Source organism: Oenococcus sp., from assembly GCF_047725585.1.
In the GTDB taxonomy this organism is placed as follows: domain Bacteria; phylum Bacillota; class Bacilli; order Lactobacillales; family Lactobacillaceae; genus Oenococcus; species Oenococcus kitaharae_A.
The window spans coordinates 335661-358600 of record NZ_JBDNNF010000001.1; the positions used below are offsets into that span (position 1 = coordinate 335661).

Sequence of the window (22940 nt, forward strand, 5' to 3'; positions counted from 1 at the left end):
ATAAACCACACAATACCATTCAGTTTAAAAACAGCTTGTTTGCGATCGAAAAATATGAAAACGATTTAAGGGGTAAGCATGCTGAAAAGACTCAACGATCTGCCAAGTTGGAAAAGAAATATTTATATTCTATGGTTCGGAACCTTTATTATTGGGGTCGGATCGGGTGAGGTACTGCCTTTTTTGAGTCTCTTCACCGAAAGTCTTGGCAACTTTACTCGCTCCCAAGTCAACCTTTATTCTGGTATTGCTTTTTCATCCACCTTCTTAATGACAGCCGTTGTATCACCAATCTGGGGGCGTCTGGCAGACCGTGTTGGCCGAAAACCGATGCTGATTCGGGCGGCCTTAGGCATGGCGATTGTGTATACGCTGACCGGTTTTTCAACAAGTGTCTGGCATTTAATCGGTTTGCGCTTTCTAATGGGCTTTTTTAATGGCTATGTCTCTAACGCCAATGCCATGGTCGCAAAAGACACACCTAAAATAGAAGCCGGGCATTCCCTTGGCATTGTTGTGACCGGATATACATCAGGCGCCTTATTAGGACCACTGCTGGGAGGCGTTTTGGCCAATCTTTTTGGTTACCGAGTTCCTTTTTTTGTAACGGGTATCATTTTCTTTATTCTGACTTTTTTGACCATTTTTGGAATTCATGAAGATAAAACGACTCTGATCACAGAGAAACCTCAGGGCAAACAGCCCTCTGCTTTAAAGTCTGTGAACTTCCCATTAATGACAGTTGGCTTGTTTATCACATCCATGGTGGTCAATCTGGTGACAAATTCTATCAACCCGATCCTATCTCAATACGTCCGCGAACTGATTTCCCCGCACCTTAGCCAATTATCTGTGATTGCCGGCTTAGTGGCTGCTGCGCCAGGCATCACCGCTGTTATTTTTGCACCGCGCTTTGGCCGCTTGGGTGATCGTATCGGATCAGACAAAATTCTAATTGGCGGCTTTATGCTTGGTGTCTGTTCAATGATACCAATGGCCTTTGTGTCAAACGTCTGGATTTTATTTGTGCTTCGTCTCTTTATCGGCCTGACCAACGCCGCTATGAATCCTGCTATTCAAGCAATTATGGCACACGAAACACCACAAGAATTTACAAGCCGTATCTTTTCTTATAATCAAAGTTTTTTGGCCATGGGAAATGTGTTAGGCCCTCTGCTAGGTTCCTTCGTTGCCAATATCGTTGATTATCGCGGCGTCTTTATAGTCAGCGGCATTATGATGCTGTTGAATATGGCTAGTTTCTTTGCTTTTTCCAAGCCTCTGCGTGTACGCGCAAATAATTAAACAAAGCCATTATCTCAACAAGCCGGTCACTTTCAAATAATGTTTTGCAACACGTGCTGGCGAATAGTGGCGCACATTAACCAGATAATTCATATGCTGCATTTGTACCTGAGTAATATGGCCAGCCAAGTGGTTCAATGCGGACACAATCTTGGGATGGCTTTTTGCAAAACGTGTTTTCATCAAAGGAGCACCTTGATAAACGGGAAAAAAGTGATGCTGGTCTTTTAAGACAACCAAATGATATTGTGCCAGCTGTGAATCCGTTGTGTAGGCATCAACTAAATTGCTTTGATTGTCATTCAGGGCTTGATAACGCAAATCAGGATCCATTGAAATGGTAGGAATATTAGGCAGGTGGTAATTCTTAACCAATCCTGGCCAGCCGTCGGGCCGATCCAAAAATTCACCGGTCATGCCGGCTTTGGGATTTGGCAAATTAATCAGGTCGCTAATGTTTTTCATATGATATTGCAAGGCTAGACTTTTTTTGACTGCAATGCCATAGGTATTATTATAAGCAAGCGGTTTTAACAGGGTCAGCTGTTGTGCGGCCATGGCTTTTTTAGCTGCTTGATAAGTCTGTACCGCACCACTGCCAGTGGGTAATTTAATCGGTTCTTTGGCTAACGTCTGCGTGATTGTCCCTGTAAACTCAGGATAAAGGGATATTTTATCTGATTTTAGCGCCGAAAAGAGAAAACTCGTTTTGCCGAAGTTTGCTTTTAAGGTAACTTGTGCTTTTGGATCTGACTGCTTGATCAAATCCTGATACATATTGATTAAAATTTCAGGTTCACTACCCAATTTCCCGGCAATCACGATACGATCCTGCTGACCACTAGCCAGCGCCGGCCAAGCTGTCGCTGTTATCATGCCAAATGACACAACTGCAAGCATCGCAATTGCTAATTGTTTTGGCAGCCGGGTCGTTTGATTAATCAGCCAGCCAATCAAAATAGCCATAAAAGTAGAGGCCAAGGCACCAATTATAATCAGATTTGTGTTATTCCGGTCAATGCCCAACAAGATGAAATCACCCAATCCACCACCACCTACCAGTGCTGCCAAAGTAGCTGTACCGATTGTTGTGACAGCTGCCAGACGAATGCCGGCAATAATGGCGGGCTTGGCCAGAGGCAGTTCGATTGACCTTAAAATTTCAAATCGTGAGAGTCCTAAAGCACGGCCAGCTTCGACAAGGCCGGGGTCTACCTCTTTTAAGCCTAAATAACTGTTTTGGAAGATTGGCAGCAGAGCATAAACAGATAAGGCAATCAGTGCTGGCATAAAACCAATCCCAACTAACGGAATCAGCAAGCCTAATAAAGCTAAACTAGGAATCGTCTGCAAGCTGCTAGTAGCTTGCAGCAGCCATTCTACGAGACGAGCATGACGAGAAACATAAATCGCTAAAGGAATCGCGATCAAAGAAGCAATCAAGAGTGCAAAGAAAGTCAGCTGCAAATGCTGCCATAAAGCTAAATAAAATTGTGATTGACGATCCAAAAAAGTATTGATCATAGATATCCTTATTTTAAGTCAGAATAAAAAAATCCCAGCGGTTTAAAATAGACCCATGAACAAAAACAGACTCGAAGCTTTCACAGACGCCATTATTGCCATATTGGTAACCATTATGGTCTTGGAATTTCATGTTCCTCACACCGCTAGCTGGCAAGCCTTAGTGCAGGAAAATGGCGTCTACTTCCTCGCTTATATCATTGCTTTTGCTGATGTCGGGGTTTCTTGGTACAACCATCATTATTTATTCGCTATTGCCCAAAGAATCAATAAAAACGTTTATTGGTCAAACATGTTATGGGTTCTCGCTTTATCCTTGATTCCCTTTGCAGTAGCCTTTATCGGAGCACACCCCAATAGCAGGGTGCCGGCCATTTTTTATTTATTGGTCAATGCTGCTTGGGCGGCGAGTTATTTAAATCTTTCCAAACAAATCGCGGCTATCAATCAAGAAAGTGCGGAGGCCATCAAGCAAATGCCCGTATATAAATTCTTGCGTTCTATCTGGTGGATTGCTTACCCAATATCGCTGATTATCTTATTTTTCTGGCCGCCAATCGTGCTGCTTCTAGCTGCTGTAGAGATTACAATTACGGCGTTTAAGTCCAACAATCCAGAACTCGACAAACTGGAAAAATAGCACGATAACTATAGTATTTTGCCACTAACAGAGAATTGATAATCCTTTAAAAAGTGTTTAAACTGAAGGTATGGAAAACGCATACAATACAATTTTAATTGCGACCGACGGCAGTAAAGAAGCAACAGATGCCTTCAAAAAAGCCGTCACAATGACCCTGCTGCATGGTGAGGATACCAAGCTCGTTATTACGCATGTGATTGATACTCCTTCACTGCAATCTATGGGCACCTTCGATGATACTTTTCTAGAAAAATTGACTAAAGAAGCCACAGAAGATCTTGAAAAACTGAAAAAAGAGGCTATAGCAGCCGGCGTCAAAGATGTACAGATTCACGTGGAATATGGGTCTCCCAGACAGCTGATCGCTTATCAGATTCCAAAAAAATATAATGCCGATCTGCTTATCCTTGGTGCTACCGGCTTAAATCAATTTGAAAAACTGCTGATCGGTTCAGTTACGTCCTTTGTTGTCCGGAATGCTAAAATCGATGTTCTGATCACAAAATAAAAACGTATCCACTTGTTGAACGCGTTTTTTGTTTGACCGTTTTTAGGCTTTCAGCGTTAAAGCGTTCGCTGCGACCACGATCGAAGACAGAGCCATCAAAATCGCGCCGACGGCCGGTGATAAAACGATACCAATTGGAGCTAATACGCCAGCTGCCAGCGGAATAGCAATTAAGTTATAACCGGCTCCCCACCACAGATTCTCAATCATCTTTTTAGTCGTGGCCTTTGCAATATCAATAAAACGGATAACATCAGATGGGTCAGATTTAACCAGAACGACATCGGCTGAATCAATTGCTACATCAGTACCAGCACCAATGGCAATTCCCACGGTAGCACGAGCCAGACTTGGTGCATCGTTGATACCATCACCAACCATCGCAACCTTATGTCCTTTTTCTAAAAGAGATGCAATGATTTTTTCCTTATCATCAGGCAATAATTGCGGGTAGACATCCTCAATGCCCAAGTTGGACGAAACAAGCGCAGCGGCACCAGCATTGTCGCCGGTCAGCATCGCAGGTTTGATACCGCGTGTCTTTAACGCAGCAATAAACGTCTTGGCGTTGGATCGAATCTGATCACCTTGTGCAACATACGCTAGTGCTTTTTCGGCGTGTACCAAGTATGATAGAGAATTTCCTTGGGCCTCTAATTGATCATTTTTTTGCTGATCAAAAGCGATCCCTTGCGTCTTAAGATATTTTGCTGAAACCACAAGATATGGCTGGCCATCAACTATACCAGACAATCCGGCGCCGGGAATGGTTTTATAATCAGAAACATTAGTTAAGGGTAATTGCTGATGTTTAGCAAAACTGATGATGCTTTTGGCCAAGGGATGACTGGATGCCTGCTCCAAGCTTGCAATAATTGCTAAAGTCCGATCATCGCTGTAATCATTGACGACAAATTTACCTTCTGTTAAAGTACCAGTCTTGTCCAAAGCAATCGTATCCAACTTAGTCGCATCTTCAATCGCTTGACGGTTGCGCACGAGCAGCCCTGTCTGAGCACTAATCGATGTGGAACGGGCAACCACTAGCGGAATCGCGATTCCCAAAGCATGCGGGCAGGCAATCACGAGAACGGTAACCAAGCGCTGCAGCGCACTGTCAAAATCATGTGTGACCAACAGCCAGATAACAAAGGTCAGAATTCCGACCACCAGCGCAACATAAAATAGCCAGGAAGCAACTGTATCGGCCATGTTTTCGGATTTCGATTTCTGCTTTTGAGCATTACTGATCATTTCCATGACTTGTGCCACAAAACCAGATTCGCCAGTACCAGTCACCTGCACTTGCAAACTGCCGTCCCCATTCAAGGACCCGCCAATGACTCGGTCACCAACTTTTTTGGCCACGGGCCGGCTTTCGCCAGTCAGCATCGACTCGTTAACTGCAGATGATCCGCTAATAATTTTGCCGTCAACGGGTACCTTTTGACCATTTTTAACGAGTACCGTATCACCGATTTTAACTGTAGACAAAGGCATCAGCATTTGATGACCGCCAGCATGAATCACAATGGCTTGAGCTGGGAGTAATTCAGCCATTTTTTCAACAGCACTGCCAGCTTTATTTGTGGCGGTCTGCTCAATCCAATGCCCTAAAAGCATGACATCGATCAAAGTAGTCAGCTCCAGCCAAAAGTCCATCCCCATGCCGGTAACGAGGGCATATACACTATAAAGATAAGCCACGATAATAGCCATGGCAATCAAACTCATCATCGCCGGCTTGTGCATTTGTAATTCCATGCGAGCATGTTGAAGAAAGAGACCACCGCCATATACGAAAATGACGGTCGCAATCACAGCTGCGAGCCATTGAGAAGCCGGAAAAAGAATGATCGGCGTTTTGAGCAAACCCATCAGATTTGATAAGAGCAGAACTGGAATTGTGAGAACCAACGAAACCCAAAATTTACCCTTAAAATCGGCGGCGGCCATCATATCAGCATGATCCATCTTCATACCTGGCATATCATGATGCTGGGCATGGCTGCTCATATCATCCACGTCCATATCCATGTGAGCCATTTTCATTCCTGACATACTATGGCTGTGATCAGCAGCTTTAGGGGGCATATCCATATGCTGATGCATATCGGCCATGGACTTGTTTTCACCACTATCAGATTTACCCATATCCATATTTTTCATATCATCCATGCTCATTTGCAGGCCATTCCTTTCCCCGGCAGACAATCGCAAGCTACCATATCAGGTGCATCAACTTTTTTTGCTGTCAATATAGTGATCATTTCGTCAATGTCGGACTTGGAAATATCCGTGTCCTCTACTAAATGTGTTAAAACCATGCCTTTTTTCATCGCACACATCGAGCTGAATAAATCATCCCCAGCACTCAGCATGGCATCGCTTTCAGAAATTAAAGGCGCAAAACTTCGGCCGCGAACAACACCGTCATCGGTCAAGTAGCCTTTGTTTTCTAAACGCCGCATTAAGGTCTTAACAGTCGAAGGCTGCCAATCTTCCTGCTGGTCCAAATTCTCAATTACCTCAGCCGTAGTCGCCGAACCAAGAGACCAAATAATCCGCATCACACGCCATTCAGCATTTGAGATAGGTTCTTTTTTTAAGTTTACATTTGTCATCTAATTAAAAGTCTACACTTGTAAACTAAAATGTCAATAAAAAACACTCTTTCGAGTGTTTAATTCTTTAATAAAAACTTGGTTTGGCAAAATTAGTATTCGGTTCAACAACACCATTGGATTCGCGAATGCCCAACTTCGGATCTTTGATCAGATCAATCACATATTGAGAAACAGCCTGGCGCGCAACCTGAGCCCCAATTAAAGGCTGTCCTTTCTTTTGAATCTCGTATTTATGATTGCCATCCTGATCATACAGCCAGGTCATACGCATGTAGGTATAGTCAAGATCGGAGTTTTCCAATTCCGTCACAGCTTGTTTATGTGGACGGTAACCAGACCCGATCATCATCTGATTCCATTTGCCAAAGGCGGCGGCTACTTCATCATAGACACCAAGTAGTCCGGCAACGATTAAACGCTTTTTACCTAGTTGATCCATGACTGCAATCACATTTTTAATCGCGATTGGATCGTCAAAATCCATAAAAACAACATCCGCATCAGCGATGGCCATTTTCACATCCGTGGCTTTGCTGGCATCACCATCGACAAGACGCACACGCGGCGCACTGTCAGTCAACAAACGCTGTGTTGCCTGACGCGCAAATAAGATTAATTCGGCATCTGTCTGATCCTCTAACATTGGAATCAAAAAACGTGGAATATGTCCAGCAGCACCGATAATTGCAACTTTCATTTTTCCTCCTTATAAAAAAATCGAACTGTTAAGTCCGATTTTATGAAACACATGATTAGCCTTTGTGGCTTTGAATTTCTTTTCTTGCTGCAGCATCCAAGTTGTAGAAAGAATTGATTCCTTTATAAACCGAAACACCTTCAGGTTCGCCCTGATTCAATTCATCTTCAATTCTCATTAACTGGTTGTACTTAGCAATACGATCAGTACGGCTCATCGAACCAGTCTTGATCTGACCTGCGTTAGTCGCAACAACTAAATCAGCAATCGTGGTATCTTCAGTCTCGCCGGAACGGTGAGAAACAATTGCGGTATAACCAGCTTCTTTGGCCATCTCAATGGCTTCAAAAGTCTCGGTCAAAGTACCGATTTGGTTTAATTTGATTAAGATCGCGTTAGCAGCGCCAAGTTCGATACCCTTCTTCAGGTAATCAGTGTTTGTAACGAAGAAGTCGTCACCAACAATCTGAACTTTTTTACCAAGGGTCTTGGTTAATGTTACCCAGTCGTCCCATTCGTTTTCATCCAACGGATCTTCAACAGAAACAATTGGGTACTTGGCAACCAATCCTTCGATATACTTTTCAAAGTCTGGTGCAGTGAACTCTTCGCCGGTCGACCACTTCAACTTGTACTTCTTGGTATCAGCATCATACAATTCAGATGCAGCTACATCAGTTGCCAAAGCAATATCTTCACCCGGCTTGTAACCAGCTGCCTCAATAGCCTTGACCAAGAATTGTAAAGGCTCTTCATTGTTGGCAAAGTCAGGGGCAAATCCGCCTTCATCGCCAACACCGGTATTTTTGCCAGCAGCTTCCAATAACTTCTTTAAGTTATGGAAAGTCTCAGATCCCATACGAATAGCTTCTTTAACTGACTTAGCGCCGACAGGCATAATCATAAATTCCTGAAAATCAACTTTGTTGTCAGAGTGCGCACCACCATTGATGACATTCATCATTGGTGTTGGCAAAACGTAAGAATTTGGTCCGCCCAAATACTGATACAAAGGCAAACCGGATTCTTCAGCGGCTGCACGGGCAACCGCAATCGAAACTGACAAAATGGCATTAGCGCCAAGCTTGCCTTTATTCGGTGTACCATCCAAAGCGATCATGGCCAAGTCGATGCCCCGCTGATCGGCGGTATCAAACTTGCCGACCAATGCTTCGGCGATCGGGCCATTGACATTAGCAACGGCTTTTGTAACACCCTTTCCTTGATAGCGGCTTTTATCGCCGTCACGCAATTCAACAGCTTCATGCTCTCCAGTAGATGCACCTGAAGGTACAATTCCGCGGCCAAAGAAACCGTCTTCTGTGTAAACTTCAGCTTCAACAGTAGGATTTCCACGTGAGTCAAGAACTTCACGCGCATAAATACTTGCAATTAATGACATTATTTTCCTCCATGCAACACCTAATATTTTAACAGACCTTTACATGTGAAAAATCTAAATGTAAATAAAAACACAATCAAACCTGATTGTGTTTCAACAAATTTAATAGCGTTTAGAAAACTTTTGGCCTTCCAGCTTCGTACCCTTGGTATTGGCCAAGTCCGACTCAGTTTTTGTTGGGCTTTTATAAACAGTCTCGCCATCCGGTACAACTACCAATTCCGTCTCGGGATCAAAGAAATGGGCATTGGGCATTTCAAAAGTCAGCTCAGCCTCATCGCCTGTTTGTGAAATTTCTCTAGCGCCCACACGAGCGACGAACTGCTGGCTATCAAGCTGGAAATAGTACATCGTCTCAGCACCTAAAGGTTCTACAAGATCCAAACGGACTTTGACAGTATCACCAGGATATGTGTCCTTGGCGATCGGTTCTGTGTGAATATCCTCCGGCCTAATACCAAAGATAATCTCTTTGCCTTCATAACCGCGTTCTTTTAGAAAATGAGCAGTCCCTTTTGGCATTGTGAGCTGGATTTTTTTGTCCTTGGAAACCAGTTGAGTACCAGACACTGTGAGGTTCAAAAAATTCATTGACGGCGAACCCATAAAACCAGCAACGAATTTGTTGCCTGGATGATTATAGAGGTCTTCTGGCGACCCGTCCTGCTGGATGACACCATGGTCGATCAAGACAATGCGATCGGCCATCGTCATCGCTTCGATCTGGTCATGCGTCACATAAATAAAATTGTTGCCTAATTCCTGATGCAGTTTGGCAATCGTCGAACGCATCTCAACACGCAGCTTAGCATCCAAATTGGATAAAGGTTCATCCAGCAACATGACTTTAGCATCGCGCACCATAGCGCGTCCCAGTGCAACACGCTGACGCTGTCCACCTGATAAATTAGCTGGTTTGCGATCCAAAAAATCTGTTAAACCCAGCAGGTCAGCTGCTTTATCCACAGCCGCTTTAATTTTGTCTTTAGGCTCTTTGCGCAGTTTCAAACCAAAAGCCATATTGTCAAAGACGGTCATGTGCGGGTATAGCGCATAATTCTGGAAAACCATTGCAATGCCGCGGTTCTTGGGTTCGACATCGTTCATCACTTTGCCATCCATTTTGAATTCACCGCTCGTAATATCTTCCAAGCCGGCAATCATACGCAGGACAGTCGATTTACCGGATCCCGAAGGACCGATAAAAACTGTAAATTCACCATCCTTAATTTGCAGACTATAATCAGGAACAGCCGCCACGACCTGCCCAGGGTAAATCTTGCGTATGTGTTCCAACGACATTTCAACCATATTATTCTCCTTGGGGAAGACATAATTTGCTAGCTGCACCACCGCTTGGCAGCTTCCCATTCATCTCAGAGTTTCATGATTTTAGACTAGCATCAATATGTCGTGTTAATCTAAAAACGCTTTAATTATAAAAGAAAATGCAATTAATGTAAACGTTTTCATTCATTTTTTAACAACTGCTGCGCGCTGCATAATTTTAACCAGTTCCCAAAAAGTCTGAAAGTCCAGCGAGGCCCTGCCAACTAAGCTGCCATCAATATCCGGCTGAGCGATAAGATCGGCCAAGTTATCTCTGTCGACAGACCCGCCGTAAAGAATTCTGATTGCTTGTGCGGTCGGTGCGCCATAAAGACGGCGAACCGTTTTTCGAATCTGCTGGGCAACATCTTGTGCGCCCTTGGTACTGGCTGACATGCCGGTACCAATCGCAAAAGTAGGTTCAAAACCAATAATGATCCCTTTCATCTGCTCTTCTGTGATACCTTCCAGAACCGGTTCGACCTGTTCCATCTCTTCAACGTCCACAATCACGTCCAAACCATCATTCAAAGCTGTCCGTACTTTTAAATTCACGGTCGAATTGGTCTCGTTGAACAATTCCCGCCTTTCAAAATGGCCGAGCATGACGTAATCAACACCAATATTAGCCAGTGCTTTAGGAGAAGTTTCGCCTGTAAAGGCGCCGAAATTCTCCCAATGCGCATTTTGAGCAACGATCGAAATAGGGCTGTCGTCCGCTATTTTAATTAAGTCGGGTAAAAACAAATCTTGGGCAGCAATGCCAACTTCGACAGTCTGGTTATGTCCTAAGCGAGCAAGCAGTTTCTGCAAAAAAAGATCAGCTTGATCACGTAAAAAATTCATCTTCCAATTAGCAACGATAATCGGTTTTCTCATATTTCCATTATAGTTGAGTTATGAATTGGGTGACCTTGACAGTTGAACCTTGGATGCCGATAGGCGCCGACAAAGCCAAAGAAGATTTTGCACAGATTGCAGCGGCGACGGGTTTTCGTGTTTTGAAAATTGATCGTGCCAGAAAAAAAGCCGATTTAGTCGGTGCCCAGCCAGGTGATTTGATCATCCATCAATATCCGAGCTATCTCGGTGACGACTGGGAACTGGCTTTTGAACACGAACTGCAGCAGAAAGGTATTCTGTTTGGTGTTCTCATTCATGATTTTGAGCCTTTGCGTTTACCAGCTCAAGCAGAAAATTCGGCTGCTTTTCAAATCATGCATCAAGCTGATTTTTTAATCGTTCACAATCAGCGTATGGCAGACCGATTTTCAAGCATTAATGCACATATTTTTAAGATTCAGCTCTTTGATTACTTAACCGAGCATACGATTCCGGAGAAAAAAACCATCCACCACGCACTGCTTTATGCAGGCAGCTTGGCCAAAGCCGCTTGGCTGAAACATTATTCCCTGCCAATTCCTTTAACAGTCTTCGGTCGGGTTCCGCGCGCTTGGGACTTTTCAGTATCTAAAACCATCCAAATCAAGAATCCTATAGATCCGTCTATCTTACCCGCTTCCTTGCCGGCTGCCTGGGGACTTGTCTGGGATGAGGATTTGGATCCGAACAAGACACACTATCAAGACTACGAAAAAATTAATTCACCGCATAAGTTAAGCCTTTATTTAGCAGCCGGAATTCCCATTATTGTCTGGCAGCGGTCTGCTTTGGCCGAATTTGTTCGAGAACACAGGTTAGGTCTGCTGATTAATGACCTCACCGATATTAGCGAAGACGCACTATCACATTGTCAGATTAATTTTGACCAGTTATCTAAAATTTCTAAACAATTACAGCGAGGTTATTTTAGCCAAAAAGTTTTGCAAAAAGTGATTGACATGAAAAAAGCTATCCCAGACGGTTGTCGTCCAAAATAGCCTGCATTTCTTTTTCAATTTCTGGTGGTTTTTTCCATTCCTCCCAGCTGGTCATCGAAAAACCGGGGTCGGAATAGTGTGCATTAATGTATTTTTCTACTTTATCCACGTGGTTAGAGTGAGGAATATTGAGTTTTAATATTCTAACCTGTTGAATGAAATGTTTTTCAGCAGCATATTCGGCTCTGCCATTCATAATCACGTTGCCCAATTCCTCATAGGTCGTGCCGTCCAGGCGTGTAATCTCCTGGACGAGATCAAACACCATATAATTAGCCATTAATTCCCTCCTGAACTTGAGTTTGCTGAACGAGATGTCAGCGTTACTTCGACAATTCTAGGTGAAATTTCCGTGACACCCTTGGGCAGCGGCAGTCTAATTGTCAGTACACCGCCGGTATTGCTGACTTTGTTGACGTTTACGGTTATTGGAATGGAATCGATGCGGTCAATCACAGAACGATCACCTGTAATCTGCACACTCGAAGTGCTCAAGGTGACATTATATGTCGAAATCGCGCGCGATCCGGTAAATGTCGGATTTAAAGAAACAGTCTTGGTTTCGCGCGTACTATTATTAACGGCATACTGGCTGGTGACATCCAAAGTGGCGATCACGGTACCAGGGTTGATTTCAACAGACACAACGGAACCATTGCGGTCCACTGCCTTCAAGGGCACATTGCGCGTGATACTGGATTGTGTATTGGCCGGCACATCAAGGTTGGTAGACAAGTGGTCAACTATTTTCACTAAATCGCTGGGGCCAACCACTCTGGCTCGGCGCTGAGAAACTTTAAATCCTGAAACAACATACCTGCTGGCAATATTGTCACGATTATAGGTCGAAATAATCGGTACCATTTTAGATACTTTGCGTGAGACGTTAACTGTCAAAGTCGATGGATCTAATTTTGTTACCAAAGTATCTGACAGACCAGTCAGCCTGACAGTGACTCTTTGAGAACCAATTTTTGGATTCCTCAGATTGACCGTTGCACGGATTGTTCTAGAATTTTGAGCCGCCGTGACCAGTCCGGATGGTCCAGTAATATTCACACGAACACTCTGAGGAACACCTGAAAGATAGTATTTATTGTCATTAATTATGGCATTTAAAGGTACGTTCAGGTCAGCAGTCTGCGTTGTAATTAATTGATTTTGACGATTTCGATTTCCCCGAACATTGCCGATCGTACCCGTTACATAGACAAATAATACGATTGCCAGAACAAGCGTTGCAAGCAGCTGAAACCATTTGGTTCGCAAGAGTGAATTAATGGTTTTCATTAGAATCCCCTCCCTTAGATCGATTTCGGTTGTTTTTTTTCATCGGCCCAGCAACCCAGGCTGTTAAATTAGCAAAAATATCGCTTTGATTTTTTTCATTCTCTGGAATCAAACGTTCCCTTAAAAATTGATCATATTGCTCAGGTTTTAAGCTGCGGTGAAGAACACCTTTATGGGCCACTGAAACTTCACCCGTCTCTTCGGATACGATGATAACAATTGCATCCGTGGATTCAGCCAGGCCCAGTCCAGCCCGGTGACGAGTTCCTAAGTCTTTTGAAGTCGTCGGATCGCTTGAGAGCGGCAGATAGGCTGTAGCGGCTACTAGACGATCAGCCCGAATAACTGCCGCACCATCGTGAAGCGGGGTGTTTGGAATGAAGGTGTTAATCAAAAGCGCCGAACTAACACGCGCATCCAGTGCAATCCCTGTCTCGATAATATCTGAGAGACTTGTTTTTTGTTCAATGGCAATCAAAGCACCAATCCTGCGGCGGGACAAATATGGCAATGCCTGGTCTAAGGCTGTCATCACAATTTCTTCAGAAGGTACCGAAGGACCAGAGGGCCTAAAAAAAGACCGCGTCCCTAAGTTCTCCAAAGCACGCCTGATTTCTTGCTGAAATAGAACCACCAGTGCTATCGGGCCCCAATTGATAATCTGATCCAAAAACCAAGAAATTGTCTCCAGGCCAACCCACCAAGCCACCAAGCGCACGACAATTAAGATGACAATTCCGCGAACCAGCTGCATAGCGCGCGTTCCGCGAACCCAGTTAGCGACGTTGTAAAGCACAAACCAGACCACGAGAATATCAATCAAATGAACAAAATTTTCATATGTAAAGATATTTGATAAATCCATTGATTTTAGTATAACTTAACTGCCGTTGGCAGAAAGTGCCGAGGTCTCGGCAAAATTAATCTCTTGCAGTAAAGTCAGGCCAAGCTGCCTGGGAATACGATGTGTTTCAAATAACCGTTTGACTGCATCACGCTCAGCATCAATAGATGTCAGCGAAAAAGCCAGAATCAGCGCATCGTAATTGCGGTTAAATCGTTTGCTGGCCTTGATACGCGATAGCCAGCTTCGATAGTTGATGATTGTGTTAAAAGCTGCCTGACGGTCAAGTTTGTCCAATGTCTGCTGCTCTAAGTGCCCTGCCAGTGCCTTAATACCAGCCTTGGCACGTGCACGATGGACTGCAGCGTTTTCCTTTTTTGCTTGTGCGGCGTTAATCCGGCTGACCTGCAATTCGGTCATCTGCATCATGCGCCGAATCACACGTAAAAACCATTGAAAAGAAAAACTTCGCCGATGACCGATATCACGCAAAGACCAGCGCACGCCTCGCATATTGGCATGGTAAACAGCTGCAGAAATTTTCTTTTGACTATATATTTTTTCAATCGCCTCAACTTCAGCCTGCAGCGCGATCACACGGAAATCCTGCTCGCGTATAGCTAGTTTCTTAGCACCTGGCAAACGGCTTTTAAGCTGTAAATCGTTGATTTTCTGCTGACGCTCAAACACAAGATCGTAGATAGCAGCTTGTTTAGGGTCGACCACTTCGCCGCCGAATTCCGAATCATGCAGCTGAAATTTGAGTGCTTGAATGCCTGATTGTAATTGAAAGATACGGGCTTCGGTCTCACTGATATATTTATATTGACGTTCCTTTTGACCAAGCTCATTCAAATTAAAATCGGCTTCTTGATTCATCAGCTGAATATCACTCGGCAAAGTCGAAACCGGCCCTGAGAGCTTTGTCAGAATCGGCAGCATAATTGATGCAACAATCAGAGAGAAAATAACGACAACAGCTGCGATGAAGACCATCAGATAGTAATGTGGAAAGACACGGCCGGAGACCATTTGAATTGACAGCACAGCAGCGAGTGCGATCGCACCACGGACACCGGAAAACGCCATAATCATCGTTTGCACAATAGTTGGTTTTGGATTTGTTTTGATATTTCTTTTGTAGCTGATATATTCGTTAATATAAGTCCAAACCGCCCGAATGACAAAGATAATGCACCAAACTAAAATGCCATATAGAATGCCTGTAACCAGATTCAGCTGATCATTGATAATCGCGTCCTCATAGGCATGAGGCAGCTCCAAGCCCAAGATAATAAAAATCGTGCCGTTCAAAACAAAGGCCAGAGCCCGCCAGATCGTTTCGGACAAAACGTTGAATTCAAAACTCGCATTGTAATCAGCATTATTGCGTAATTTTGTCAAAATCCCGGCCACAACAACCGCCACAACGCCCGAAGATTGTTCTAGATCTTCGGCGATATAAAAGATCAAAAAAGGCGCCAAAATACTGATAATAACCTGCATGATTTCGTCGTTAGCACCATGCTGACGGATGATTTCCCGTGCCCAGTCAATCATAGAAATCAGCAAAAACCCTGTCAACGCGCCAACAATCGTAATATATATAAAATTAAAAAAGGCATCATGCATGACAAATGAACCTAGCATCGTGGCAGATACTGCATATTTAAATGCCACCAGACCTGAAGCATCGTTGAGCAGACTTTCACCCATTAAAATGTGCAGTAGATTGTCTGGGATTTTGATACGGGACAGAATCGTCCCAACAGATACAGGATCTGTTGGTGACAAAGCCGCCGCTAGGGCGATACTAACAGATAATGGTAAGATCGGTATCAACACATGAATCAACCAGCCGCCGCCAAGAGCTGTGACAAATACAAGGACAAAGGCGTTTGCAATAATCGGCGCACGCAGCTGCCAAAGTTCCCGTTTAGGAAAACGCCAGGCATCATTAAAAAGGAGCGGTGCAATAAAAATAAGTAAAAACCATTCGGTATCCAAGCCAATGGTCTCTTCAATGAAAAAAGATAACCCGACACCACAGACGATCTGTAATAGGCTGACTGGAAGCAAAGGAAAAAAATGAGCCAATAAGCTGCTGGCAACAATTAAAGATATAACAATTGGAAACAGCAGTAATAAGTCCATTAGTTTTCAGCGAATCCTTTCCCGATCATTTTGATTTCTAATTCCATATTGATATCCTGATTCTGTTTGATCGTGTGCTTGACTAAGTTGATAAGTCTGACATAATCTTCGGTGCTGGCATGATCGACGTTGACAATAAAATTCGCATGTTTCGTGGATAACTGAGCACCACCGATACGAATACCCTGCAGGCCGGCATCTGCCACCAGTTTACCTGCGTAAAATCCTTGCGGCCGTTTGAAAACAGAACCATTGGAGGGTAGATTCAAAGGCTGTTTACTAATCCGCCGAAAATTAAAATCATCCATCCAGCGCCGGATAACAGCCTTATCATCAGGTGCCAGCTCAAAGACCGCTTGGAGAATATAATAACCATTTTGCTGAATACCTGAATTACGGTAAGAAAAACCCAGCTGTTCTTTGGTCAAAACAAGCGAGTGGCCGGCATGATCCAAAGCGATAACACTTTTCAGCACATCGGCCGTATTGCCGCCATAAGCACCAGCATTCATATAAACAGCACCACCGACTGATCCTGGCAGTCCAGCCGCCCACTCCAGACCCGACAGCCCATGCTCATAGGCAAATTCGGATACTTGAATCATATCAATTCCAGCATCGGCGATAATTTCATTGCCGCGGATTTGAATCTGCTTCATTTTGTCCATGATAATAATCAGACCGGCAACACCTTGATCCGATATCAGCATATTGCTAAGCTGTCCCAACACGTGCACCGGAATATCTTGATCAAAAGCTGCCTGGATTAGACGTTTTGTCTCCTGACTATTCTTGGGAAAAGCCAAATAATCAGCCTTGCCGCCAACCTGAGCAAAAGCGTACTCAGCAATAGGTTTGTCCTTATAAATCTCAATATCTGAAAATTGTTTAGTAAAATCTGCGATAACTTGATTTTATCATTGCAGGCAAACTTGGTTTAGACTGGTTTTATGAACTTTATTTCATGGAATATCGACAGCTTGAATGCCGCGATCGAACATAAATCACCCCGCGGCGAACTCACTTTTGCGCTGTTATCTCAGATAGCCGCCCAAAAGCCGGACTTCTTTTCTATTCAAGAAAGTAAATTACCAGTTACCGGTCTCAACGCTAAACAAACACAGGTTTTAAACGATCTGTTTCCGGGTTATTGCACTTTTGTGAGAAATAGTACGCCACCAGCCAAAAAAGGCTATGCCGGCGTGATTACCTTGGCAAAAGAACAGCCGATTTCTTTCAATTGCCCAACAATTGACGCACCGGACACAATGGATGAAGAAGGGCGCATTATTTTACTGGAATACCCGGATTTTTATCTCCTGAATGTTTATACGCCTAATTCAGGTGATGGTCTAAAACGTCTCGAGATGCGCGGTCTATGGGATGACAATTTTCGTGTCTATGTCAGCCAGCTGGCCGAAAGAAAAGCCGTTATCTTCTCCGGTGATTTAAATGTTGCCCACGAAGAAATTGATTTGAAAAACCCGTCAACCAACCATCAGTCAGCCGGTTTTACGGATCAGGAACGAGCTAAGTTTACTCAGCTTTTAGAAGCAGGATTTACAGATACCTGGCGTTTTCAGCACCCTGATGATATTGCTTATTCTTGGTGGAGCCAGCGAAATCGCATGGCTAAGCCAAACAACGCCGGCTGGCGGATTGACTACTATCTAGTCAGCAGCACGTTAAAAGATAAAATAAAAAAAAGCGGCATGATTGACAGTGGTACTCGTGCAGATCATGCGCCGATTTATTTACAAATGGCCTTTGATTAGTTCAAGTTTTTTCTCGCAGACAAATCTCCGTCATCTCTGGCGACTTTTCTAAGTTCGGTTTTCATCTGCTGTTCCAAGGCAGCCAGATCGTTTTCAGCCGCCAAACGCCGTTCGTGACCCTGATTTTGAATTTCGATCGTCTGTTGAATTGTTTCAATCAAATTCTGCTGAGATTTCTTTAATGTATCAACGTCAATCACGCCGCGCTCTGTTTCCTTAGCTGTATCCAAGGCAGATTGTTTTAGCATTTGAGAATTTTGTTCCAATAAATGATTGGTGGTTTCCGAAACAGCTCGTTGTGTGTTGATCGCATCACGCTGCTTAAATAAGGTCAATGCGATGGCAATCTGGTTTTTCCATAGTGGAATAGCTGTATTAATTGATGATTGAATTTTTGTCGATAACTGCCGGTTTGTCGTTTGAACAAGGCGAATTTGCGGCGCTTGCTGAATCGCAATTTGCCGAGTCAGCTTCAAGTCATAATTGCGTTTCTCCAAGGTGGCAAGCGTCTGGGCAATATCCTGGACCGTCTGGGCATCTAATTGATTCTGTGTTTTTTCGGCCCGCTTTTGAGCTGCAGTCAGAATATTTTCCCGAATATCTTTCTCTTTTAATTCCGCTCCGGCAATGTAGAGATTGAGCCGATTGTAGTAGTCAAGGTTTTTAGCGTATAAGCCTTCCAGCATTTTGTTGTCGGCAAGTAAACCCTTTTGCTGATCCGATAATTGTGCAGCAGCACGATCAATCTGCTGACCGACTTTCTCATATTTTGCACGCACTTCTAGAGCTGAACGCCGTACGCGCCCAAAAATCTTAGAAATCAAGCCGGCTTTTTGCGGCGCCAGTTCATCTGGTTTTGACTCATTGATTGTCACAACTAAATCGCGCAGATTATCGCCGATACTGCCTAAATCTTTATTTGAAACACTGTTCAAAACGTTCTGGGAAAAATCGGAAATTTCTTTTTGGACATCAGACCCATAACTAACAATCTGTTCAGGATCCAAGCCATCCAGCTGTTTGGAAATTTCTCTGGCTTGCTTTTGTTCTTCTGGACTCAAAGTTGGCAAAATAGCTCGCTCAGGCGACTTGTTTCCTGTCTTTTCAATTTCGTTATCACCGTTTGCCATTTGTCCTCCTAGACTGTCATACTTATATGTCTGCTATGTGCTTTTAACGACTGGATGTGCGTATACAGTTTCCCGACACTGAGTGAACTCGTATACATTTCACTACTGTTCTCATCCCCAATAATCAGACGAATAGCTTTTTGGCCAGCCAGCTGCAGTTTTAATTCTAGTCTGCTTGGCGCCTTTAAATCATCAACTTTAATATCACTTATATTTTGCCAGGAAATCAGTGATAACAATAAGTCATCTTGACCGGATTTTCTTGGGCTAGCGGGTTCTAACCCATAGGCCGTAAAAGAAGCAAAAGGCTGTCTGCCTTGTGATTGTCTTTTAAAAATGGCGACAGGAGATAAATCACTGCTGTCGGCTGAATGTTTGGCTGAACGCGTCCGATCGAAATATGCGTCAATTTTTTCCTTTGCCTTATCCAAAGCTGCACTGCCATTATCGAAAACATAATTCGTCAGCTTGTCTAGACGATCATCCGGCTGCGCCTCATCAGTTGTTTGGCTGTCGGCTTGTTTTTGGTCAATCGGATCTTGGCCGCCGGATTTGATGTAACTATCAACAATCTTTTTCAGTTCTGGAATCGCGATATTTTTGACTTCGTTTTGTTTAATCGTAAATGACCCATCAAGCGTGGCCACATATAACTGATAATTTAAGCCTTCTGTCTGTACTTCTGTGTAGTAAATCCGCGGCCATTCATAAATAATCTTGTGACGGAAAAAATAGCGGTGATCAACACGTGCCAGACAGAAATCCGTAATTTCTAAAGAAGTCCAGCGTTTAAAAGCCGTAATCAAAAAATAACCTGCAATGATGAACAGCGTCAGTTCCAAAGTATAGATTGGCCATCCGCCGATATTTCTCGCCGTAAAAAATCCAATCGGCAGCAAAGCGGCAGCTGCTGGAAACAGTTTCCACCAGTCATAGCGGTAAATCAATATACCGGTCTCTTTCTTTTCTCTTTTTAAGGCTCTTTTCTTCGCAGCACGATTATTTTTCACAATCTGCCGATAAATTACATAAATAATCGCTGCTGGAATGACAAAAGCCATTGCCGCTCCAATCAAGCTGGCCGCGATATTGAATAGAACGTAGATGCCGATAATCCACCAAAAAATTTTCCAAAAAGACTTCATGCCTATATTTTATCGGAATCCGAGAACAGTTTCCGGCCTCCTAATAAAAACAAAATAAAAACCGTCGTATAAACGGTTTAGCGACGGTTTTATGCTTGTTTTGCCTTATCTTGAGACTGTTTTTTGTCCTCATTGAGCTTGATTTTTGCAAATAGGCTATCCATTAACGGATCACTCTCGCCCATTTCGGCAGTCTTAATCGACTCAAACTTTTCTTTTTTCTTTTTTGCCATTTTCATCACCTGTATCTAGTCTCATTTTGACTTCTCGACGGAAATCGTCCATCGTTTTCGCGTGATACCGCCACCAATGTTCGGGATCCTGATGGTCGCTTGCCAGACCAGCTAAATAGCCTTCATGGTGGCTGATAATACTACCCGGATCAATGTGGTACTGTTGGCACAGAAAAACGGATAGCTGGATATCATTTTGCCATACTTTGTGGAAATATTCATGAAAAACTGACGGATCATAACCAATTAATTGAAAACCATCAGGACCGTAATGCAATCCTGCTGGTTCACAAGTCTCAATCCCGATAAAGCTGAGATTAGCGGGGCCGCCTGCATGCCAAGCACGCATCGTCCAAGGCAGATATTGGCAAACAACTTTGTCATCAACGAATGCGTGAACAGCTACTTGGCGATCTATCTGGCCGGCTGCATAAGATCGATCCCACAGATCAAACCAATCAGCAGCCATAATACCGGGTTCAGCTGTGGAATGAATCATGATACCTGAGGCTTTTAGCGGGTCGCCTTGCATAAAACAATCGTTATGCGTCATGTAGCGGCGAATAATTTTTAATTGCTGATCTGACAAATCTTTGCCCTCTACACCAGTTTGGCAAAATCCTTGATACGGTCCTCACCAAAATGATTGATTTCATAAATGAGGATTTCAGCTGCAGCCTGCGCATCAAAACTCGCATTATGGTGATGTTCCAAATCCAGGCCTAATTCAGATGCGACTGTGTCCAATTTATGGTTAACCATGTCTGGATGAAATTTTCTAGAAATTGAGACTGTATCAAGGCTAACATAATGCGGCACCGGCAGACCATAGTAACGCAATGTTTGTTTAAGTACTTGGTTGTCAAAACGAATATTGTGACCGACAACAGTTGGATAATCAGCATAAAGGTGCTTAATCTGTTCCCAGACATCCGGAAATTTGGGCGAATCAATAACATCGTCAGCGGTTAGCCCGTTAACAGCTGTGTTCCAATAGGAGAAAGTCGTCTCAGGTTTAATCAAAGAATACCAATTATCGACGATTTGATTATCCTTGACAATTGTCAGACCCAAAGAATCCGCTGACCATGCTTCGTTATTAGCTGTTTCAAAATCCATCGCAATAAAATTCATAGGCGATCCAGCATTTTCTCATAACGAGCGCCATGAGCGGTTAGACGCACATCTCGATCCTGGCCATCGTAACTGAAGGCAATTTCTAAATACTGATCAGGCAGAATTTCTTTCATGTAATCCGGCCACTCGACCAAAGTCAGGCCGTCAGCACCGATATAATCTTCAAAGCCTTGATCAGCGGCACCAATCGTTTCCAAACGATAAGCATCAAAATGATAGACCGGGAAAGGCAGCCCGTGGCCTGTATACTGCTGGAGAATTGTGAAAGTTGGTGAATTGACGATTAAATCAGGATCATCAGATAATGCGTGAACCAATTGGCGCGTAAAAGTCGTCTTGCCGGCGCCTAAATTGCCTTGCAATAAAATCAAGTCGCCAGCCGATAAAAAACCCGCCAAATGCTCAGCGAGTTTTTTTGTATCGGCCAATGATTGTTTTTTTAAAAAGATCATCGTTTAAATTTTAACTTATTTCAAACCCTTGTCAGCCCTGCCGAACCATTTTAGCTGCAAACTACGCATCTTCCCGTTCTGCTGGAATTGTTTCAAAACGCCATTCACACGTTCTCTTAATTGGACATCGGATTTTCTAAAACCAACACCGGTCTCATCAGTCGGATAACCACCCGTGATAATTTGGTAGTTCTGTGAATCCGGCAAGTGGTCAATATAATAGCCGGCATACATGGAATCAACCAGAATTCCTTGAATGCGACCCGCTTTCAGATCCATAAAGGCCTTATCAAAAGTATCGTATTTCGAAGGCTTACCCTTGACGTATTTTTTCAGCAGATTGCCATACTGAGAAAATTGTGTATCAGCTGTTGAAGCATTCTGTAGACCCAATGTGCGGCCTTTCATATCCGCAAAAGATTTCATATTATACTTTGATAATGTTACCAGCACCTGCGTCCCTTGTTTATAAGGGATCGAGAAGGCAACTTTCTTTTTACGAGCTGGTGAAATCGTGTATCCATTCCAGATTGCATCAATCTGACCGTTGTTTAAAAGCTGCTCTTTGGTGGCCCAATTAATCGGTTCCCACTTGACTTTGATACCTAATTTTTTAAAGGTTGCATCAGCCAGGTCGACATCAAAACCAACCAATTTGCCTTGTTTGTTGCGAAAACCCATCGGAATAAAAGTATCATCGAGGCCGATTGTCAGTCTCTTCTGCTGTTTGATTTTATCCCAACCATCCGTCTTGGCTTTGGTTGTACTGCTGGCTAGATAAGTCCAAGCTCCGGCAACAATTGCCAGAATTAAGACAATGATGCCGATGTTTACGTATAATTTTCTTCTTTTATTATTAGTCATT

The 22940-nt window shown here is 43.5% G+C and carries 24 protein-coding genes; 5 read left to right on the forward strand and 19 right to left on the reverse strand.

Features of this window, described 5'->3' with window-relative positions; translation table 11 throughout:
• Positions 1–78: 78 nt before the first annotated feature.
• Complete coding sequence (locus tag ABF487_RS01605; protein ID WP_007744534.1) at positions 79–1305, forward strand: MFS transporter; 1227 nt, start codon at positions 79–81, stop codon at positions 1303–1305.
• Positions 1306–1314: 9 nt separating this feature from the next.
• Here ABF487_RS01605 and ABF487_RS01610 read toward each other — a convergent pair whose 3' ends face one another.
• Entirely contained in the window at positions 1315–2829 is a 1515-nt protein-coding gene (locus ABF487_RS01610; protein ID WP_415634299.1) for an ABC transporter permease/substrate-binding protein, read from the reverse strand.
• Positions 2830–2884: 55 nt separating this feature from the next.
• On the opposite strand from ABF487_RS01610, the gene ABF487_RS01615 reads away from it, so the two are divergent.
• Positions 2885–3469 (forward strand): TMEM175 family protein, encoded by a 585-nt coding sequence (locus ABF487_RS01615; protein ID WP_263779440.1) that lies wholly within the window; start codon positions 2885–2887, stop codon positions 3467–3469.
• 70 nt (positions 3470–3539) lie between these two features.
• Entirely contained in the window at positions 3540–3980 is a 441-nt protein-coding gene (locus ABF487_RS01620; RefSeq protein ID WP_263779439.1) for a universal stress protein, read from the forward strand.
• 42 nt (positions 3981–4022) lie between these two features.
• Here ABF487_RS01620 and ABF487_RS01625 read toward each other — a convergent pair whose 3' ends face one another.
• The 6 genes from ABF487_RS01625 to tpiA form a co-directional block, all read right to left on the reverse strand.
• Positions 4023–6164, reverse strand: coding sequence for a copper-translocating P-type ATPase (locus tag ABF487_RS01625; RefSeq protein ID WP_415634300.1), 2142 nt, complete (start codon positions 6162–6164; stop codon positions 4023–4025).
• Positions 6161–6604, reverse strand: coding sequence for a CopY/TcrY family copper transport repressor (locus ABF487_RS01630; protein ID WP_007744548.1), 444 nt, complete (start codon positions 6602–6604; stop codon positions 6161–6163). The genes ABF487_RS01625 and ABF487_RS01630 overlap by 4 nt, the downstream gene beginning before the upstream one ends.
• A gap of 67 nt (positions 6605–6671) precedes the next feature.
• Positions 6672–7304, reverse strand: coding sequence for an NAD(P)H-binding protein (locus tag ABF487_RS01635; RefSeq protein ID WP_007744550.1), 633 nt, complete (start codon positions 7302–7304; stop codon positions 6672–6674).
• A gap of 55 nt (positions 7305–7359) precedes the next feature.
• Complete coding sequence (eno, locus tag ABF487_RS01640) at positions 7360–8706, reverse strand: phosphopyruvate hydratase (protein WP_007744552.1); 1347 nt, start codon at positions 8704–8706, stop codon at positions 7360–7362.
• Positions 8707–8808: 102 nt separating this feature from the next.
• A complete protein-coding gene (locus ABF487_RS01645; RefSeq protein WP_007744554.1) occupies positions 8809–10017 on the reverse strand; it encodes an ABC transporter ATP-binding protein in 1209 nt (402 codons plus the stop codon).
• Positions 10018–10179: 162 nt separating this feature from the next.
• Positions 10180–10914 (reverse strand): triose-phosphate isomerase, encoded by a 735-nt coding sequence (tpiA, locus tag ABF487_RS01650; protein ID WP_007744555.1) that lies wholly within the window; start codon positions 10912–10914, stop codon positions 10180–10182.
• 20 nt (positions 10915–10934) lie between these two features.
• Between tpiA and ABF487_RS01655 the strand changes: the two genes are divergently transcribed.
• A complete protein-coding gene (locus tag ABF487_RS01655) occupies positions 10935–11915 on the forward strand; it encodes a hypothetical protein (RefSeq protein ID WP_007744556.1) in 981 nt (326 codons plus the stop codon).
• Here the strand turns inward: ABF487_RS01655 and ABF487_RS01660 are convergent.
• Genes ABF487_RS01660 through murB form a run of 5 tightly spaced genes read right to left on the reverse strand, consistent with a single transcriptional unit; the run spans position 11887 to position 17108 of the window.
• Positions 11887–12195, reverse strand: coding sequence for a hypothetical protein (locus tag ABF487_RS01660; protein WP_007744557.1), 309 nt, complete (start codon positions 12193–12195; stop codon positions 11887–11889). The genes ABF487_RS01655 and ABF487_RS01660 overlap by 29 nt on opposite strands.
• Positions 12195–13205 carry a YbbR-like domain-containing protein gene (locus tag ABF487_RS01665; RefSeq protein WP_007744558.1) on the reverse strand — a complete coding sequence of 337 codons (1011 nt, stop codon included), beginning with the start codon at positions 13203–13205 and terminating at the stop codon, positions 12195–12197. Before ABF487_RS01665 ends, ABF487_RS01660 begins: the two co-directional genes overlap by 1 nt.
• The gene (gene cdaA, locus ABF487_RS01670) at positions 13192–14070 is read right to left on the reverse strand and encodes a diadenylate cyclase CdaA (protein ID WP_007744560.1); all 879 of its coding nucleotides are present in this window, start codon (positions 14068–14070) and stop codon (positions 13192–13194) included. The genes ABF487_RS01665 and cdaA overlap by 14 nt, the downstream gene beginning before the upstream one ends.
• 15 nt (positions 14071–14085) lie before the next feature.
• Complete coding sequence (locus ABF487_RS01675) at positions 14086–16203, reverse strand: cation:proton antiporter (protein WP_415634301.1); 2118 nt, start codon at positions 16201–16203, stop codon at positions 14086–14088.
• Positions 16203–17108 (reverse strand): UDP-N-acetylmuramate dehydrogenase, encoded by a 906-nt coding sequence (gene murB, locus ABF487_RS01680; RefSeq protein ID WP_318528712.1) that lies wholly within the window; start codon positions 17106–17108, stop codon positions 16203–16205. The genes ABF487_RS01675 and murB overlap by 1 nt, the downstream gene beginning before the upstream one ends.
• A 45-nt stretch (positions 17109–17153) precedes the next feature.
• On the opposite strand from murB, the gene ABF487_RS01685 reads away from it, so the two are divergent.
• Positions 17154–17978, forward strand: coding sequence for an exodeoxyribonuclease III (locus tag ABF487_RS01685; protein ID WP_415634302.1), 825 nt, complete (start codon positions 17154–17156; stop codon positions 17976–17978).
• On the opposite strand, the gene ABF487_RS01690 is transcribed toward ABF487_RS01685, so the two are convergent.
• The 7 genes from ABF487_RS01690 to ABF487_RS01720 form a co-directional block, all read right to left on the reverse strand.
• Positions 17975–19108, reverse strand: coding sequence for a toxic anion resistance protein (locus ABF487_RS01690; protein ID WP_007744568.1), 1134 nt, complete (start codon positions 19106–19108; stop codon positions 17975–17977). The two genes, ABF487_RS01685 and ABF487_RS01690, sit on opposite strands and share 4 nt — an antisense overlap.
• An 8-nt stretch (positions 19109–19116) precedes the next feature.
• Positions 19117–20253 (reverse strand): hypothetical protein, encoded by a 1137-nt coding sequence (locus ABF487_RS01695; RefSeq protein WP_415634303.1) that lies wholly within the window; start codon positions 20251–20253, stop codon positions 19117–19119.
• 89 nt (positions 20254–20342) lie between these two features.
• Entirely contained in the window at positions 20343–20486 is a 144-nt protein-coding gene (locus ABF487_RS01700) for a hypothetical protein (RefSeq protein WP_162141368.1), read from the reverse strand.
• A complete protein-coding gene (locus tag ABF487_RS01705; RefSeq protein ID WP_415634304.1) occupies positions 20458–21075 on the reverse strand; it encodes an N-acetylmuramoyl-L-alanine amidase family protein in 618 nt (205 codons plus the stop codon). The genes ABF487_RS01700 and ABF487_RS01705 overlap by 29 nt, the downstream gene beginning before the upstream one ends.
• Before the next feature lie 11 nt (positions 21076–21086).
• Positions 21087–21620, reverse strand: coding sequence for a 3'-5' exonuclease (locus ABF487_RS01710; protein ID WP_007744576.1), 534 nt, complete (start codon positions 21618–21620; stop codon positions 21087–21089).
• The gene (gene tsaE / locus ABF487_RS01715; RefSeq protein WP_415624558.1) at positions 21617–22075 is read right to left on the reverse strand and encodes a tRNA (adenosine(37)-N6)-threonylcarbamoyltransferase complex ATPase subunit type 1 TsaE; all 459 of its coding nucleotides are present in this window, start codon (positions 22073–22075) and stop codon (positions 21617–21619) included. Before tsaE ends, ABF487_RS01710 begins: the two co-directional genes overlap by 4 nt.
• Before the next feature lie 15 nt (positions 22076–22090).
• Positions 22091–22939 carry an amino acid ABC transporter substrate-binding protein gene (locus ABF487_RS01720; protein WP_415634305.1) on the reverse strand — a complete coding sequence of 283 codons (849 nt, stop codon included), beginning with the start codon at positions 22937–22939 and terminating at the stop codon, positions 22091–22093.
• Between the last annotated feature and the right edge of the window lies 1 nt (position 22940).